Source organism: Alteromonas sp. ABV4_150 (genome assembly GCF_056311745.1).
Map to the genome: position 1 here is coordinate 1068205 of NZ_CM149971.1, position 16917 is coordinate 1085121.

Consider the following 16917-nt stretch of genomic DNA (forward strand, 5'->3'; position numbering starts at 1 on the left):
GGGCTGGGACAAAAACACAATGCGGCTTCGCCATTATCGCATTGTATTTTTGCCCCTTAGCTTAGTGTTATACATCAAGGAGGACACTTTATGTTTATCGTAATGTTTGAATTTGTAGTCAAGGATAGCTGTAAAGACCAATTTCTAGCCGCTTGGCCAAAAGTCACACAGGGCATTTACCTTTTCAAAGGTAGCCTGGGTTCACGGCTACATCGCGACAAAAATGGTGCTTTCATTGCCTATGCACAGTGGCCTAACGAAGAAACGTACCGTAAAGCATCAAATATAAAAATGAGTGAAAACTACGAAAAACAACGACAGTTGATGCATGAAAGTCTTAATTTAGAATCCACCAGAACGATCCATGAAATGGAGGTGGAGATCGATTACTTACACCGTAGACGCTTTGATGTATAACAAAAAAATTAAGCTCGCCCGCTGCGCGGGCTGGGACGCAAACACGCAGGGCGGCTTCGCCATTATGTCCTACGTGCCTGCGCCCCTTATTTAAAAGTTATGTGCCAAAAGGAATTTGAATGCACAAGAATAATCAACTAATAATCGCTGGCAGTTTAAGCATCTTAGCTGCGCTACTTCATATCAGTTGTATTTTCGGTGGTCCTGATTGGTATCTCTTTTTTGGCGCTGGTCAACGCATGGCTCAACTAGCAGCTCAGGGTGACCCGTACCCCACAATCGCAACTTTGGTTATTGCTGCAATTCTTACTGGCTGGGGCTTGTATGCTTTTTCTGGTGCGGGCGTCATCGTTAAATTACCACTACTAAAAACTTGTTTGGTTTTAATCACAACCATCTATTTGTTGCGAGGCGTCGCAGGTTTAATTGGTCCATTTTTAACTTCAGACCCTGTGGTACATCAAAATTCAATGACATTCTGGTTAGTAAGCTCAATTGTATGCTGTGTCTATGGTACGTTTTATTTATTGGGCACAGTAAAGTTATGGCGGCAATAGAAAGGTTGCTGGCACATAACAAAAAAATTAAGCTCGCCCGCTGCGCGGGCTGGGACGCATACATGCGGGGCGGCTTCGCCATTATGCCCCACATGCCTGCGCCCCTTATTTAAAAGTTATAAGGCGTCAGCCTAAACTTCGTTTGGCTATATAAAAATTCCAGTAAAACTACCCTCACCTGTTTTCATTAGCATCGCTCTGGCTTGTGGTAGGTTTATATCCGCCGCTTTCAATTCAAAGGTGGTGTAATAGGCGCTTTACCTTCTAGTTCTTATTTTCAGCCAGCAAGCGCCATTACACTCGACAACACAGATGGCGGCTAGCTTCTGTCAAATCAAAAACATTTGCGCACTGTCGTTTTGCTTGTTTGTGTTAACAATCAATCGTATGCTGGCTTCAACAGTTTTTAAAAAAGACCAAAGGAACTGGCTCTGCTTATAACAAGGCGCTTAAGACCACTCCCTTCGGTCGCTCGGACGCATTTACGCGGGGCGGCTTCGCCATTATGCCCCACGCAACTGCGCCGCTTAGCTTAATGTTAGGTGCTAATGGGTAAACATTATCTTTCGTGGATTATTGGAATTTCTCTCTGCATAATTACTCCAGCCGTTATGTTCTCTGTATTTGGCCCTAACCCTTTAACTCTATTGTTTGTTTGCACCATCAGTGGAGCAGCAATGATTTACAGCATTAAACTTGAAACAAGTGCGCTAAAAGAAAAAAAGATAGACGTAAGCCAAGGAAGTAAAACAGGAAATGCGTTGGCAAAATGGCTCGGGATTGTAATGTTATTGGTCATTGTTTTGCCCATTTTACTGCGAGTGTTCGAGGTTTTATGAAGTACGCACCTAACAAAAAAATTAAGTTCGCCCGCTGCGCGGGCTGGGACGCAAACATGTGGACTGCTCACTTCGTTCGGATTTTAGCCCACATGCCTGCGCCCCTTTATTTAAAAGTTAGGCATTTGGAGGAAACATGGAAAGTTTAAATAAACATATAAGCACTTTGTTGTTAACCGCAGCTTTATCGGTAGGTGGTGTCACAGCAGCGTTTTATTTTGTACTACCTCGATTTCAAGAGATTCAAAAATCTTTTAATACAGAGCTACCTTATTGGTTGGCTTGGGTTTTTCCTTCATTCAGGCTTTGGCCTGTTATAAGTGCGGCATTATTTGTCATGTTTGTTTTGTCTTTGAAGCCAAGCCTTAAACACTTACCCAAATTCAACCGTTCGGCAGTTAACGCATCAATTTTTGGCTATGCATGCTCAGTACTTTTTGTGGTTTTTTCAATACTCGCCATTTATTGGCCTGTGATGCAAAATGCCTAACAAAACGCTTAACTCGTTCCCTTCGGTCACTGCCCGTTAGCTTAGCGTTATGTTCTTTGGTAATTAAAATGGATTTTAACCCATACGATAACTTTGTCTTTTTTGACTCTTGTGCATTTGATGGTGGTACTGTTGAAGAGCAAAAAGCATCATTACAAGCGCAAGAAATTCTCGAAAAGAACAAGAAAAAAATTATGGTCATGTACTCGGTTGACGATGAGTTAAAGCAAGAGAGTACGCCCAATAATTTGAAAGAACTTGGAAAGGTTTCCCGCAAAACTGTAAAACTTAATCTTACCCAATCGGAAAAAGAGCAACTCGACCGAATTACCGAGATTATTGTCGGAAACGGCAAGCCTGAGAAGCGTAAAGCTGACTGTCTTCACGTTTTTGAAGCACAAAAGTATGGCGGCTGCTTTATCACTTCTGACAAAGGTATATATAAACATGCCTCGGCAATTTTTAACGAGTTCGGACTTTTTATAGTTACTCCCTCAGAATTTTTAGCGGTACTTTTGAAGTATAGTGAGAAAATATAACACTCGCTGCGCTCGCTAGGGACAAAAATACGTAGGCTCACTGCGCTTCGCTTGGTATTGTAGCCTACTTACTTTTGCCCGTTATGCGGGTGTTAGAGTTCAGGAGAAACATGAAAATTTCATTGGAAGAAATAGATAAATCAAATTACGAAGCTGTTTGTGATTTAGATGTCACAAAAGAGCAAGAAGAATATATCGCCTGCAATATGTGGTCTCTTGTAGAGGCACATTACAACTCAGGGCATACATGTAAAGCCATTTATGAAAACGGTCAGGCTATTGGCTTTTTTATGTGGGTTTTAGAAAGTCCATCAAAAATTTCAATCTGGCGTTTCATGGTAGACCAAAACCACCAGAAAAAAGGTATTGGAAGGGAAGCGTTAAAGATGGCTTTAGAAGAAATTGCAGCGTATCCCGCAATCAAAGAAATCGAGATTTGTTACAATCCCAAAAACCCAGTGGCAAAAGATTTTTATGCTAGTTTTGGTTTCAAAGAAGCCGGCATGGACGAGGATGGCGAAGACATGATCGCCCTTATTAAGCTATGAACTCTAACAAGGCGCTCAAGCTCGCTCACTTCGTTCGCTGGGACGCATACACGCGGGGCGGCTTCGCCATTATGCCCCACGCATTCGCGTCCCATAGCTTAAAGTTATGTTTTTCGAGAAAAATTTAATTAATATGTGTCGTATAAAGTTTATATTAGTTTTAGGTCTTTTTTGTTTTGGATGTGCTAGCCCACAGACGAAAACCAATTGGGAGGCCACTCTTACTGATATAGATTTGCTGGCATCTAAAGCGACCCGTTGTCTGGATTCAAAGTCTCAAAAAAGTATATTTTGTAATGATTTTGCTTTTTCATACAAAAATGGAGGCTTAGAAAGCATAGAGAATTTCACCGATAGCCTCTCTAAAATCTATAGAGAAGATTTTGACGCTGGCGCTAAAGCAACCGAACAAATTTTAAAAATTATAGAAGCGTTTGTATTTTTGACACAAAAATAACAAACAACTCTAGCCGTTCACTGGGAAAATAAGACAGGCTCTGGCGCTCCACTCGGATTTTAGCCCATGCGTTACTGCTCCTTATGTGGGTGTTATATCGCGAAGGAATATTCTGGCTAATTCTTCTCGCTTGAAAAACAACCAACAGACCGCATTAATGCCTTAATGTCTATTTCAAGGAAGAAGAAATGCCTCAGCCAGATAGTGTATTTAAAGCGAAACCTGTAGTTGTAGTCCTAGCCTTATGTGTTTTTACTTTTGGCCTTTACGTCATTTTTCGTCTGTGGCAACTGACAAAAATACTCAACTCAAGGATAGAACGTAATATTTCAAAAGCTTTCACATCAACCGCGATTTCTATTCACTTAGTTTCCCTTCTTGCGCTTATCTACTATTTTCTTTTCCCCGCACCAGCAGCATTACTGATCACAGCTAAACTTCTTCATCTACTGTCGGCAATTTTTCATATTGTATGGATTATTAAAGTGAGAAATAGGATCAACAGCATTAATAATGTCTCTAAAGCCAACGCGCTGTGGCTAGATCCTTTCCTTAGTAGCTTCTTTCATGTCATTTACTTTCAATACAAAATAAACCAATGTATAGATTCTGAGGCCGCAGGCAAACTCAAGATATAATAATCACATTAAGTCGGTCGCAAACTCCCTTAGACAGTAATACACTGACGCTACGCTCGATAATGAAGGTAGCAGAATGCATAGTTGGTCACGCATGAGTAACCACTAACGTCGCTTGCGGTGTTTATATATGCATGGCGATATATTGTTTGCTTCACGAGAGACTTAAACGAGCGCTAAAATCCTGAAAAGACAACTAGGGCATTATGAAAATTACTTTTGTACCAAGTTCAGACTTAGGTCGTGCTGCTAATTTTACCTTTGAGAATATGCGTGGTTATTACGCCCAATTCGCTCCCGACTGGAACGCTGAAAAAGTGCTAGAGGTTACGGCTTCACTAGTTAACTACGACATTCAGTTAGACAATCAAACAGTGGGTGTTATGCGCCTACAGTTTGAAGATAACACCTGTGTTTTACGCGATCTTCAAGTTATACCAAGTGCGCAAAATAGGGGAATAGGTAGTGCAGCTATTAAAGAAGCAGAAAAGCTTGCTGTGGCGGTCAAGGTCAACTCGCTGACTTTGCGTGTTTTCAAAATTAGTCCAGCGGTTTCGCTTTATAACAAAGTAGGCTTCGTCATAAGTAGTGAAGACGCTCGCTTTTATAACATGGTTAAACCTTTAAGCATTTAACCACCAGGCTTTTATAGTCGACTATTCCCAATACATCTGAAGGACAAAGTACATGAAGATTATAATTGATGATCTTAACGGAGGAGAAGTACTAGCGCTCTTGGAAGAGCATTTGTCAGATATGTATGCAACGTCGCCGCCAGAGTGCGTGCACGCGCTAGATATTAATGCACTAAAAGCACCTAACATTATTTTTTTTAGTGGTTGGAAGCAGCAACAGCTTGCAGGTTGTGTCGCTATTAAAGCTCTTGATGCGCAAAGCGCAGAGCTGAAATCTATGAGAACGGCAAAGCCCTATAGAGGGTGTGGCGTGGCTTCTCAGTTATTACTTTTTGCCTTAGAACATGCGAAAATGAAAGGGTTTAGCTCGGTAAGTTTAGAAACGGGAACACAAGACTACTTTTTAGCGGCGAGAACGCTTTATAAAAAGTTCGGTTTTGTCGACTGCGGCCCTTTTGGTAGCTATACGCTTAACCCTAACAGTCACTTTATGACCCGAGCGCTTTAATTTAGTATTTTAAGAGAATTCCACATGTCACTACCTCCTTGCCCGCATTGCCAGTCTGAATATGTATATGAAGATCAGTCTTTACTTATTTGCCCCGAATGTGGCCACGAGTGGAACCCAAACGAGGTTGAAGAGGAAGTCTCTGCAAAAGATTATAACGGTACGCCGTTAGTTGCTGGTGACAAGATAACGCTGGCAAAAGATTTAAAAGTAAAAGGCAGCTCGCTTGTGCTTAAAATTGGTACCAAAGCGGTTATCCGTCATGTGAAAGATGCCAAAGACCACCAGCTAGACTGCAAAGTAGACGGTGCTGGTGAAATGATGCTTACCGCGCAGTTTGTTAAAAAGGCATAGACAAACAAGATATCACTTTAGAAGTTAGCAACCTCGTTAGTAATAGTTTCGGTCAGCAGGCTAATCGCTTTAGATGACACTTTTTGAGGGTTAACTAAGCAAACGCCTACATGTCCAAGTTCGGGCAAGTTTTCTGAATTAGATAAAATATGTAATCCTGACGGTACTGAGCTTTTTGCCAGTACCGTAATGCCTAGCCCTTCATTAATAGCAGTTTGAATACCGTTCAAATCTGCTATGGTGTATACCACCTGCCACGGCTTTTTAATTGCGGATAAAAGATTAGTGGCGCGCTTGCGATAAATACACGGTGAAGGGGCTGCAATAATAGGGAGTTTAGCAGGCACACTATTAACAAAGCGCTGACTGCCTACCCATACCAGTTGATCTGAAATGATAAAGCCATCCTGCTGTGGATTTGGTGTTTCCTGTAGTGACAAAATTAAGTCGAACTGACTTTTTAACGGTTCGCTCAACAAATCTTTGCTTAGCGCGCAATGTACTTCCAGCGATATTTCCGGGTAAGTTTGTGTGAACCGTCGAATAATTTTAGGCATAAGCGTGGTGCTAAATTCACTGGGAATGCCTAACTTAATATTTCCAGTCACTTGAGGCTTACCGAACTCAGCCATAGCTTGGTCGTTAAGCGCTACTATTTTCTCACCATATGACAATAAGCGACTACCAGCGCCGGTAAGCGCTAGACGATTTTTGTCGCGAGAAAATAGCTTCTCCCCAATCATTTCCTCTAGCTTTTTAATTTGAAGGCTTATTGCAGGTTGAGTCCGCTGCAGCTGCTCGGCGCACTGCGTGTAGCTACCCGTCTGTGCGATAAGCACAAACGAACGCAGGAAATCTATGGACAAGTTTTTCATTACTTTACCTTACACCTTCTTTATAGCGTCAACTAGACACTGACCTTTCACCAACGAATTTTAAAAGCTCACTCAGTTACTCGCCCCACATGGGACAATACTCAAATAGGCAACACCGTGCCAAAAGCACAGCTCACACATTTAATAAAATTATAATGCCATATTATTTATTAATTTTATTTATTCATTTTGCACTTCTAGTATCGAACACACAACAACGAAAATTAGGAGGCAGCATGAATACGCTAAACCAAAACCTTAACCAGCAAGACCCAGATATCGCCCAATTTATTGCACAAGAAGACGAACGCCAAGAACATCACATTGAGCTAATCGCATCAGAGAACTACACCAGTAAAGCCGTTATGCAGGCTCAAGGTAGTCAATTAACCAATAAATATGCAGAAGGCTATCCGGGTAAACGCTATTACGGTGGCTGTGAAGCTGTGGATAAAGTTGAGCAGCTTGCTATCGACAGAGCCAAAGCCCTGTTTGAAGCTGATTATGTTAATGTTCAGCCCCATTCTGGTTCGCAAGCGAATACCGCGGTTTACATGGCACTGCTAAGCCCTGGCGATACCATACTCGGGTTAAGTCTTGATCACGGCGGTCACCTAACCCATGGTGCAAAACCTAATTTTTCAGGCAAGCTGTACAACGCCATTCAGTATGGGCTAAACACCGAAACCGGTGAGATTGACTATGACCAAGTAGAAGCGTTAGCTAAAGAGCATAGCCCAAAGATGATCGTGGCAGGGTTTTCAGCTTACTCTCGCGTTGTCGAGTGGCAAAAGTTTAGAGAGATTGCCGATAGTGTAGGCGCGTATTTGCTGGTAGATATGGCGCACGTAGCAGGTCTTGTCGCAGCGGGTGTTTACCCCTCGCCAATTAATGCTGCGCACGTGGTCACTACCACGACTCACAAAACATTACGTGGCCCTCGCGGCGGGCTTATTATGTGTAAGTCTAACCCTGAACTTGAAAAGAAGTTTAACTCACTTATTTTCCCGGGAATTCAAGGCGGCCCGCTTATGCACGTTATCGCGGCTAAAGCTGTAGCGTTCAAAGAAGCCATGACAGCCGAATTTAAAGCATATCAAAAGCAAGTGATTACCAATGCGCGCGCTATGGCGGACGTATTTATGAAGCGCGGATTTGATGTGGTTTCTAACGGTACTGACAACCACATGTTTTTGCTCAGTTTGGTTAGTAAGGGAATGACCGGTAAAGAGGCAGACGCCATTTTAAATAGTGTAAACATTACCGTTAATAAGAATACTGTGCCTAACGATCCACAGTCGCCTTTTGTGACAAGTGGCATTCGAATAGGTACACCAGCGGTGACTTCTCGTAATTTTAGCGAAGACGATTGTGCGCAGTTAGCCAGCTGGATTTGCGATGTGCTATCAGCACCTGAAGACAATGACCTTATTCAGCAAGTTAAAGACAAGGTTGCTACGCTAACTGCTGCCCGCCCGGTTTATACTAAGTAAAACTTAGCGGTTCACAAAGAGCGAACTCGTGTGTTGCAGGTAGCTACCATCACCAGCCACTCGAGTTTAGCTCGTTTGTTAAAATTGCTGAAGTGGGACGGCTAGCAATAGCAGTAACCAGCTGGCAAAGGTGTGGGCGAGTGATGCTTCGTTCTGAGTTAAACCGTTAGCTAAACCACTTCCACCAAACAAATACCAAGAGAAACCCAAACAGGTAGACCAGGCCTAGCAAGCTAAGTAACTTTACTACTTTATTGGGCGCTGCATCAGGATGTAGCTTAGTTTGCGCCACTAGCTTATGATTTAACCAAGCAAACATGGGCGTGGTAACAAAAGCTAACGTCATCGCAAAGCCTAGCATGGCTAATAAAGCAGACTTGAAAAAGAGCACAATAACAAAGCTGAATATTGCCATGAAAATTAATACTGGTGTCACAAGTGTATTACGAGCTGCCTTATCTTTGTTCAACAGTAGCGCAATTGCTTCTGCAACCACTCGCGCATAGCCGTCATATACGGTTAGCGCCGAGCCGAAAATACATAGAAACGCCACTATCGCAATAAGCAGATGCGCCCACTCCCCGATGGTTGACGAGTACATGCTGATTAGCTGGTGAGAAAAGCCAATACCACTAGTACTAAGATCTGTGCCGCTGCCATACAGAATTAACGCGCCTAGCCCCAAAAACAGCAGAGCAAGCAATACGGTTACCGCATAGCCCAAGTTGAAATCAAAAAGGGCCGACTTCGGGGTCACCGCTTGACCCTTGCATTGTCGCTTTAACCAAAGAGAAGTAATAGACGATATTTCAATAGGTGCAGGCATCCACCCCATTGTTACCACTAAAAAACCGAGCGTGGCAAGCGTCCACGGCGAAGGCTGCTCTTCGGCAGGCACCATTGGCGCAGTATAATTACTAAGTGCAACGATAAACACTGCTATGGTTGCCACCACAAGCACACCCATCATGCCTTTGGCAATGTTGTCTAGCCCTTCAAAATGCCCTGCCAGTAAAATTAGTAATATGAGCGCTAAAACTACTGAGGCAGACACCGCTATAGCTATATCAAATGGAATAAAATACGACAATAAACTTGCTGCAAACAGTAACAGTGCCGCAGCATTGACTACCGATGCGATAGTATTTAAGCACAAGGCAATGGCTAGGTAGCGTTTACCCATCTCTAAATAGCCTTGCTGCAGGGTTTGCTTCGTGCTGATGGTGTAACTTACGCCTGCCCTGAAAAACGGGTATTTAAGTAGGTTTACCAACAATATGAGAAGCGCTAACTGCCATCCGAACTTTGCACCCGCCTGAGTTGAGGCCACCAAATGGCTTCCACCTACCGCCGCCGTCGCCATAAGCACACCAGGACCGAGTAATTTTAGTAAGGCGGTAACGCGTGCAAGGAAGGATGTTTCAGCTGAGTACGACAAGGCAACCTCTAAATGGGCATTAGAAAATAGCCGTTAACCATATCAGTTTAATAATCAACAGAAAAGACACTAAGTGATGAGAAAGCAGCATGAATAAAGGTTGCGAGCCGCGTTTGGTTCGCAACCTTTTTTCAATTTGAAAAGTCGTGGATTAGCACGCGTTTAGAACACGGTTGTGTGTTAGCGTCGGTCGAAATTTACCTTCTTCTGCGGGTGCTGATAATAGCCTTCTTTTAGCAGTCGCTTGAAGCGAGTTAGTTTACCTTCAAGCGTTAGCTCTTCTAGTCCTTTATTGAACAAAGACAAAATAAGCTGGCTATCGCCTTGCCCTTTAGGCACTAACAAATGGGTGGTTACCGTAGAGATAAAAGGTTTAATAGGCATAACATCACGACGGTCACCACTGTTGAAGTCTCGCTGTAGCAAATACCAACCGGTAAGTTCATCAATGGGGAAAACATCGATATCACCGTTTATCAAAGCTTCTAGGTTCGCTTTATCAGTCTCGCGCTCCACTACGCTTTCGTTACCTTTAATGTAGGCTGCAAGCTCATCATTATACAAATACCCTTCCGTCACACCCATTTTAAGGTCTTGTATATCGCTAAGGTCACGCCAACTATCGGGGCCTTTTTCGGCGTTAACATAGAACACCAAGCTTTCTGCGCTTATCGGGTTGCTGTGGAAAAACTCGCTTTCTCGAGAACGTACAAAGCTGCCGTAAGAAACTGCGTCATATTCACCTTTTAGCGTTGCTTCTAAGGCTTCTTCCCACGGTAAGGATACAAACTCCACCACAACGCCCGTCTCTAAGAACGCATCGGCGATAATATGGTTTATGTAACCGTCGTGCTGCATTTCAGTTGACGTAAAAGGCGCATATTCTGTGGTCGCTATGCGCAGTTTCATCCATGAATGGGCAAAACTTTGCATTGGAATTAGCGCTAATATAAATGTCGCTATAAGTAATGATCGCATGTCAAAGTCCTGTTATTGATTAGAAGTAAATGCCAAGGTTTATGTTCAACCGGTGGGTAGTTTCTTGTCTACCGCCTAAATCTAGGCCAACGCCAGGGCCGCCTGAAAACCACATATTTTTACCCTGGATACTATCGACATATACAAACAATTTATCCCAGCCAAAGCTACAGCCATTTATCCACTGTGAAGAGTTTTTCCCTTCATTCCCTTCGCCTTTGGCAACACTGTATTCTGAATAGCAGGTGAGTGATTCTATATGCGAAAACTTATAGGGCACCGAGTACACGAGGTTTGCTGAATAAGTTTTGCCGTCAGCAGCCGCCAGAAATGGAAAGGTAAAAGACGATAGCGCTATACGGTCATCAGCCTGCCCTTCAGGTGCAGCCAAATCGTATTCATAGTCAATATACTGTAGCTCAACTTTTACGTCACCTTGAGTGTGACGCATATGAACAGCATAAGCATTCATATCACCATCGTCTAACGTATCTAAGTTTAGAATATTACCGTACTGATACGACACACCGATATCGGTAGTCGCACCGCGAATAAAATTGGCTGAGTAATTAGCACGTAGATTGTACTGCCCATCTTCTTTATTTCGGTACTCTCCGTCATCTGCAACATCAAACGAGTAACGTCCAAACTCGGCAGCGTCATTGTACTCATCATTCATAAAGTAAGCGGCTTGAAAATCCCAATTGCTCCATTCGTGGTTTATTTTAACCCCAGCATCGTAGTCATCTTCGAAACCTAGATAGTAGTTAACTGAAAACCAAAAGTTGTTGCTGGCAAAGGGCTGTAGGCCAAACGGGGTTTGTGTTATGCCTGCGGTAATTTGGGTGTGTTTATCAAAATGGTATGTAAGGTCAGCGAAGCGAACGGTGTCGAAATCAGTATTTTCGTACCAACGGTATTCTGCTTTATAGCTAAACTGGTCCGACTCGCCAGATACGCCAAGTTTGAATGATTCAAATTCGAAACCATCTCGAAACTCGGGGATTTGCCAATCTTGATGACCGTAGTTAACCCTAACGTGACCACTTAAATTAAAGGGAAGCTCGTCGGCTTTCAAGACGCTCGAAGTGCATGCAATTGAAACTAAACAAAATGCGGATAGTAGCTTGTTCATTACTGTTCCTGTATTGAATTTTTGGCGGGAACCCTTTGCTAAAAATTGCCTCTAATGAGCAGAGGGGCGTCTAAGCGCTTAGGTATTTCTCGCACCAAAATAAATCCTTCAGTATTAACAATACTGAGCAAACCTTAAAAAAAGATCATTTGTTAAGGTTTGACTTCTGTGATTTTTAGCTGAGAAAGTTTGATGCCTTCAAAGGCGGCGGCATTTAAACATTGGTCGCTAAATGTTTAAAGCAAAGTGGAATGAACGTACGATAAATCAATAATTTTTTGCCGTGAACGCCAAGACTAATTAAAAAATTGAACACCGCTTCAAAAGCGACTATTCCAATATTAGGAAAGCCTGTGAATATAGCCTGTCAGCTTTATGACTACATAGAAATAGCCTGCATGTATAAACTTGAGGTAAGCGCTGTATTAAAAAGTGGGGAACTAAAAAACGGCAAGGCACTAAATACAATGATAGATAAACGCAGTGATGTGCCTACTGAATGTATACAAATGCGCATAAACGGTAATGTAGAAAACATTACCCTTAAAGAAATCGCTCAACTTCATGCAATAACTGATAACCCGCATTTCAGCTCGGTGAGCTTTTAGGTAGTATGCCAAGTTCACTTAACCATCTTGGACTGAACCACATTTATGACACAACACCTTTCGGCGATTACCTTCTTCGTAGACAACTACGACAACGCAATTAAGTACTTCACAACGGTTTTAAATTTCACCTTAACTGAAGATAAAGCAACCGGAGAAGACTCGCGTTTTGTGTTAGTAACGCCGCCAAGCAGTTCAGCCAGCTTGCTGCTAGCGCAAGCTAAAAACGACGTTGAATTAGCGCTTATTGGTAACCAAGCTGCAGACAAAGTATTTTTAATTTTAAATACCGATGACTTTTGGCGCGACTTTAACGAAATGCAAAGTAAAGGCGTGGTGTTTTTAGAAACTCCCCGTGAAGAGGCCTATGGTACAGTAGCCATCTTTAAAGATAAGTTTGGCAATAAGTGGGACTTGATCCAAACCACTTAATAGCGCTTTATACATATGCGCCATGCTAATACCGTCTTTAGCGCGTTCCGTGCCACAAGGTTTAATCACAGCCAGTAAAAACGTAGAGGAGAAGTAAAACGTGCAGGCCATGAAACGTTCTATTATTGCTGACGTTGTTGCAATAGCGGCGATAGCACTTTTGATCACTATTACGTTTTACTGGATTGAAGCAAGACGCGAAGTGATTATCCTCTGTGACAACTTTACACCAGGGGTGTCGAAAAAAAGCGTTGAACGCCAGCTTGGCACCGCAGATTTGTTACTTTGGGATACTGAGTTTGTAGCAAATGGCAGCAAGATTGAAGCATATAGTCCACTGCACTTAGGTATCATGAAGTGCAGTGTAGAATTTAATAAGCAAGATATTGTGGTGTTTTCTATCGTTGAGTAACCATCCACCCTTTAGATATGAGCCAGAACGCTAAATACTTTTAGCCATAAAGCTGAACCACCCTGGTGCAACGTTTACATTGCTGCAACACCCTATTCACCGGCACGCTAAAAGTCGTAAAGGCAAACTTACCTTCCGCCATTTATCGCACCGAGTTAACTTTTCACCTTGCTGTAACCAGGTGTGCTGTAAACGTATAATTACGCCGTGTCTTCTTAACGCAAAATCTCTTTTATGCAAAAAACAAAACACAGTGTCATCGAGGATGTTTTCGCCCTGATAAGCGCCGGCTTGTTTGTTGCTTTTGGCGTATATCTGTTTCAGTCTCAAGATCTAATGGTAGGCGGCGCTGCAGGTCTTGCGCTATTGGGTACTTATGCTTTTGACATGGACTTCGGCTTGTTATTCTTTTTGATTAACCTACCTTTTTATACCCTAGCATGGACGCAAATCAGCAAGCGTTTCACCATCAATACATTTATTTCTGTAACCACAGTTTCTGTGTTAACTGAACAAATTCCGGCATTTGTAGATATTAGCCACGTTAACCCGTTTTTTGCGGCGGTATTTGGCGGTATTTTAATTGGCGTTGGCATGCTGATGATGTTCCGTCACAGCTCTAGTTTAGGTGGCGTTGGCATTATGGCGTTCTACTTACAACAACGCTTTGATATTAGGGCAGGGACTTTCCAATTAACTGTTGATAGCTGCATATTGCTTAGCGCGCTGTTTTTTATCTCTTGGCCATTAGTGCTTATCTCGATACTCGCGGCAGTTTGTTTAAATATGGTTATTTCGCTTAACCATAGACCTGAGCGTTACTTCCCGGTGCCGGGCGAAGACAGTTCAAAAAAGGCTGACGCGAAGCGTGTGGAAAACAATGAACACAGCAGCTTAGACAGTGAGCTTCGCGCCCAAAACGGCTAATATAAGTAGTCAATAAAAAGCCCGATTAGGCGCAACCTAACCGGGCTTTATTGTATCTTTTATTTGTATTCTTTGACGCCTACAACAAACCTATTGCTTCTTCTGAACAGGTCTTGACGGTCGACTTACTACTCCACGGTTCACTCTTGGACGAGAAAACGAAGTACGCATACAAACCTCACTTATGAGTTGTTGCTCAGCACAGTTGGAGGCGAAACATTCACCGCAATCCCGCAACCAAGCCGATACAGTATAGGCTCAAAATGGGGGTGAAAGTCTCATTCTTTTAATGAATAGTGCTTTATTAAAACTTATATAAAGATTGGCCAAATTGGCACTGCTTTGAAAGTTAAAGGTATTTTACAATGCGCGGCACCCGTTGAGAAACGCGGGTCATTAATTCGTAGTCGATAGTGTCAGCATTAGCCGCAACTTCCTGAATTGGCACATTCTGCCCCCAGAGTTCAACTTCATCGCCCACCGCGACGTTGTCGATATGAGTTACATCGACTGTGATCATGTCCATAGAAACGCGGCCAGCTAAATAGGCGCGTTTACCTCTAATCATTACAGGCGTGCCGTTTTTGCAGTGTCTTGGATAGCCATCGGCATAACCAATGCCTACGGTTGCAATTTTGCTGGGCTTACTTGCTACCCAGGTTTGACCATAACCAATTCCCTCGCCTGCCGGTATGGTTCGTACCGCTAATACACTGGAGCGAAGTGTCATGGCAGGGTAGATTTCAATGTCGAGATTTTGTGAGGTAGAAACGGCACCGCCATAAACCCCCACACCTAAACGGTTCCAAGCATTTCGACTTGCAGGCCAGTTTACCGTGGCGGGAGAATTAGCCACGCTGGTTGGCAAGCCCAATTTACTCGCTACTTGATTGAACGCATCGATTTGCGTGTTGGTAAATTTATTATCTACATCGTCAGCGCACGCAAAGTGCGTAGCAATAACCGTTTGCTCGCTAAGTAAATGATTGTACTTAACAGCAATCCCCTCGATATCGGAAAGGGCAAAACCCAACCGGTGCATGCCGCTATCCACTTTAAGCCAAATATGCGGGCGCTGCTGTTCGGGGCAGCTTTCTAACCATCTAAGCTGTTCTTCGCAGTGCATAACCAAAATGCAGTTATGCTGAAACGCCATTTGGCACTCTTTTGCCTGATGTGCCCCTTCTAACACCACAATAGGCACAGAAATTCCCGCGTCGCGAAGCGCAATGGCTTCTTCAATTATTGCTACGGCAAAACGCGAAGAAACATGCTGAAGAATGCGCGCTACATTTACTGCTCCATGACCATAAGCATCGGCCTTTACTACCGCCATAGACTGACTTGAGGGCGCTAAAGCAGCAAGGGCTTTAAAGTTACTTAAAAGGGAATCAGCATGAATGATAGCTTGCGTTTGTCGGCTCACAGAAAAACACGTTCCTTAAATGTTTAATGAGAAAGAATATCGAAAGTCAAAGTGTACCACGAGAAGCATATTAGCTGCGCAGGATTAATATTGAAAAACCTACTGTCTAACGCAAGGTTTCTTATGGCATAAAATACCGTTATGCTTTGCGCTAGCTCATTATCACATTTTTGTTGCCCCAAGGTTTTCAATGTCTTCGCACAATCTTTCTAGTTCAGAATCGTCTGCCAACGCCAGTATTAAAAATACAGTCAGTACTGACAATCAAGCGACAGGTAATAAACCCACCGTTAACGAATTAGCCCAGTCACTGAATAAAATTGTGTCAGAAGGCAGAAACCCAGACACCCTCGATATAGACACGCTAAGCACCGAAGGCATTCTTGCCCGCATTAATAACGAAGACGCGAAAGTGGCAAACGCAGTTACCTCGCAAATTCCACAAATTGGAAAAGCGGTGGATGCGGCAACTATTAGTATTAAAAACGGCGGGAGGCTTATTTATATCGGGGCTGGGACCAGCGGCAGATTAGGCATTCTGGACGCTGTTGAGTGTCGCCCTACCTTTAGTGTACCCGATGACATGGTTGTGGGTGTAATAGCGGGCGGAGAGAAGGCCGTTCAGCACGCCGTTGAAGGTGCGGAGGACAATTTTGATGCAGGTCGCACTGACCTTGAAAGTTTATCACTAACGCAAACCGATACAGTTATTGGTATTTCAGCTAGCGGTCGCACGCCCTATGTAAGCGGAGCCTTAGAATTTGCCCGTTCCCTTGGCTGCTTTACCGGCGCAATTGCTTGTAGCCCTAACGCAGCTATTTTTGAAAATGCTGACGCGGCCATATGCCCCGTTGTCGGCCCTGAAGCACTTACCGGCAGCACACGCATGAAGTCGGGTACGGCACAAAAGCTTGTTCTCAATATGATAAGTACCAGCACTATGATTAAGCTGGGGAAAACCTATCAAAACTTAATGGTAGATGTGAATGCCACTAACGAAAAACTAAAAGCCCGTGCGCTTCGCATTGTTATGCAGGCTACGGACTGCAGTGAAAATGCTGCTTTAGCTGCGCTTAGTGCGTGTAATAACAAAGCTAAAGTTGCTATTTTAATGGTATTAACGGGGCAATCTGCCGAGCAGGCCGCCGCTCAATTAGATGCTAGCGGTGGGTATTTACGTTCCGCCGTGAATAAAAGCGAGTAACCACGGT

Annotated in this window: 22 protein-coding genes; 17 read left to right on the plus strand and 5 right to left on the minus strand. The window is 43.3% G+C overall.

Translation table 11 applies throughout. From position 1 onward, the window contains the following. Positions 1-90 precede the first annotated feature (90 nt). The 11 genes from ACYX4M_RS04595 to ACYX4M_RS04645 all read left to right on the plus strand — a co-directional run bounded on the left by ACYX4M_RS04595 (position 91) and on the right by ACYX4M_RS04645 (position 5982). Positions 91-417, plus strand: a complete 327-nt coding sequence (locus ACYX4M_RS04595; RefSeq protein WP_476082074.1) for an antibiotic biosynthesis monooxygenase family protein — start codon at positions 91-93, stop codon at positions 415-417. Positions 418-536: 119 nt separating this feature from the next. Then, positions 537-974 carry a hypothetical protein gene (locus tag ACYX4M_RS04600; protein ID WP_476082075.1) on the plus strand — a complete coding sequence of 146 codons (438 nt, stop codon included), beginning with the start codon at positions 537-539 and terminating at the stop codon, positions 972-974. A gap of 548 nt (positions 975-1522) precedes the next feature. Next, positions 1523-1813 (plus strand): hypothetical protein, encoded by a 291-nt coding sequence (locus ACYX4M_RS04605; RefSeq protein ID WP_476082076.1) that lies wholly within the window; start codon positions 1523-1525, stop codon positions 1811-1813. A gap of 136 nt (positions 1814-1949) precedes the next feature. After that, positions 1950-2303 (plus strand): hypothetical protein, encoded by a 354-nt coding sequence (locus ACYX4M_RS04610; protein WP_476082077.1) that lies wholly within the window; start codon positions 1950-1952, stop codon positions 2301-2303. 68 nt (positions 2304-2371) lie between these two features. After that, positions 2372-2842, plus strand: a complete 471-nt coding sequence (locus tag ACYX4M_RS04615) for a hypothetical protein (protein ID WP_476082078.1) — start codon at positions 2372-2374, stop codon at positions 2840-2842. A gap of 110 nt (positions 2843-2952) precedes the next feature. After that, complete coding sequence (locus ACYX4M_RS04620) at positions 2953-3390, plus strand: GNAT family N-acetyltransferase (protein WP_476082079.1); 438 nt, start codon at positions 2953-2955, stop codon at positions 3388-3390. 106 nt (positions 3391-3496) lie between these two features. Next, on the plus strand, positions 3497-3847 hold the full coding sequence (locus ACYX4M_RS04625; protein WP_476082080.1) for a hypothetical protein: 351 nt from the start codon (positions 3497-3499) through the stop codon (positions 3845-3847). 188 nt (positions 3848-4035) lie between these two features. After that, positions 4036-4485, plus strand: a complete 450-nt coding sequence (locus ACYX4M_RS04630) for a hypothetical protein (protein ID WP_476082081.1) — start codon at positions 4036-4038, stop codon at positions 4483-4485. Between the two features lie 206 nt (positions 4486-4691). Continuing rightward, on the plus strand, positions 4692-5120 hold the full coding sequence (locus tag ACYX4M_RS04635) for a GNAT family N-acetyltransferase (protein ID WP_476082082.1): 429 nt from the start codon (positions 4692-4694) through the stop codon (positions 5118-5120). 52 nt (positions 5121-5172) lie between these two features. Beyond that, positions 5173-5628 carry a GNAT family N-acetyltransferase gene (locus ACYX4M_RS04640; RefSeq protein ID WP_476082083.1) on the plus strand — a complete coding sequence of 152 codons (456 nt, stop codon included), beginning with the start codon at positions 5173-5175 and terminating at the stop codon, positions 5626-5628. Positions 5629-5652: 24 nt separating this feature from the next. Then, on the plus strand, positions 5653-5982 hold the full coding sequence (locus tag ACYX4M_RS04645) for a zinc ribbon domain-containing protein YjdM (protein ID WP_118490383.1): 330 nt from the start codon (positions 5653-5655) through the stop codon (positions 5980-5982). A 17-nt stretch (positions 5983-5999) separates the two neighbouring features. Here the strand turns inward: ACYX4M_RS04645 and ACYX4M_RS04650 are convergent, their stop codons facing one another. Then, the gene (locus ACYX4M_RS04650; protein WP_179982242.1) at positions 6000-6857 is read right to left on the minus strand and encodes a LysR family transcriptional regulator; all 858 of its coding nucleotides are present in this window, start codon (positions 6855-6857) and stop codon (positions 6000-6002) included. A gap of 236 nt (positions 6858-7093) precedes the next feature. On the opposite strand from ACYX4M_RS04650, the gene glyA reads away from it, so the two are divergent. Further along, positions 7094-8350, plus strand: coding sequence for a serine hydroxymethyltransferase (glyA, locus tag ACYX4M_RS04655; RefSeq protein ID WP_476082084.1), 1257 nt, complete (start codon positions 7094-7096; stop codon positions 8348-8350). Between the two features lie 166 nt (positions 8351-8516). On the opposite strand, the gene ACYX4M_RS04660 is transcribed toward glyA, so the two are convergent. The 3 genes from ACYX4M_RS04660 to ACYX4M_RS04670 all read right to left on the minus strand — a co-directional run bounded on the left by ACYX4M_RS04660 (position 8517) and on the right by ACYX4M_RS04670 (position 11901). Beyond that, positions 8517-9788 carry an NRAMP family divalent metal transporter gene (locus ACYX4M_RS04660; RefSeq protein WP_476082085.1) on the minus strand — a complete coding sequence of 424 codons (1272 nt, stop codon included), beginning with the start codon at positions 9786-9788 and terminating at the stop codon, positions 8517-8519. A gap of 180 nt (positions 9789-9968) precedes the next feature. Then, complete coding sequence (locus ACYX4M_RS04665) at positions 9969-10766, minus strand: substrate-binding periplasmic protein (protein WP_476082086.1); 798 nt, start codon at positions 10764-10766, stop codon at positions 9969-9971. A gap of 19 nt (positions 10767-10785) precedes the next feature. Then, complete coding sequence (locus ACYX4M_RS04670) at positions 10786-11901, minus strand: hypothetical protein (protein ID WP_476082087.1); 1116 nt, start codon at positions 11899-11901, stop codon at positions 10786-10788. 353 nt (positions 11902-12254) lie between these two features. Here ACYX4M_RS04670 and ACYX4M_RS04675 point away from each other — a divergent pair, with 353 nt between their 5' ends. The 4 genes from ACYX4M_RS04675 to ACYX4M_RS04690 all read left to right on the plus strand — a co-directional run bounded on the left by ACYX4M_RS04675 (position 12255) and on the right by ACYX4M_RS04690 (position 14280). Beyond that, positions 12255-12509: a Rho-binding antiterminator gene (locus ACYX4M_RS04675; protein WP_476082088.1), complete on the plus strand. Its 255-nt coding sequence runs from the start codon at positions 12255-12257 to the stop codon at positions 12507-12509. A gap of 45 nt (positions 12510-12554) precedes the next feature. After that, positions 12555-12941 (plus strand): VOC family protein, encoded by a 387-nt coding sequence (locus tag ACYX4M_RS04680; protein ID WP_476082089.1) that lies wholly within the window; start codon positions 12555-12557, stop codon positions 12939-12941. Between the two features lie 100 nt (positions 12942-13041). Further along, positions 13042-13353, plus strand: coding sequence for a hypothetical protein (locus ACYX4M_RS04685; protein WP_476082090.1), 312 nt, complete (start codon positions 13042-13044; stop codon positions 13351-13353). A gap of 234 nt (positions 13354-13587) precedes the next feature. Then, positions 13588-14280, plus strand: coding sequence for a YitT family protein (locus tag ACYX4M_RS04690; protein ID WP_476082091.1), 693 nt, complete (start codon positions 13588-13590; stop codon positions 14278-14280). A 349-nt stretch (positions 14281-14629) separates the two neighbouring features. On the opposite strand, the gene alr is transcribed toward ACYX4M_RS04690, so the two are convergent. Then, a complete protein-coding gene (alr, locus tag ACYX4M_RS04695) occupies positions 14630-15706 on the minus strand; it encodes an alanine racemase (RefSeq protein WP_476082092.1) in 1077 nt (358 codons plus the stop codon). A 190-nt stretch (positions 15707-15896) separates the two neighbouring features. Here alr and murQ point away from each other — a divergent pair, with 190 nt between their 5' ends. Then, positions 15897-16910, plus strand: a complete 1014-nt coding sequence (murQ, locus tag ACYX4M_RS04700; protein WP_476082093.1) for an N-acetylmuramic acid 6-phosphate etherase — start codon at positions 15897-15899, stop codon at positions 16908-16910. The last annotated feature ends 7 nt before the right edge of the window (positions 16911-16917 follow it).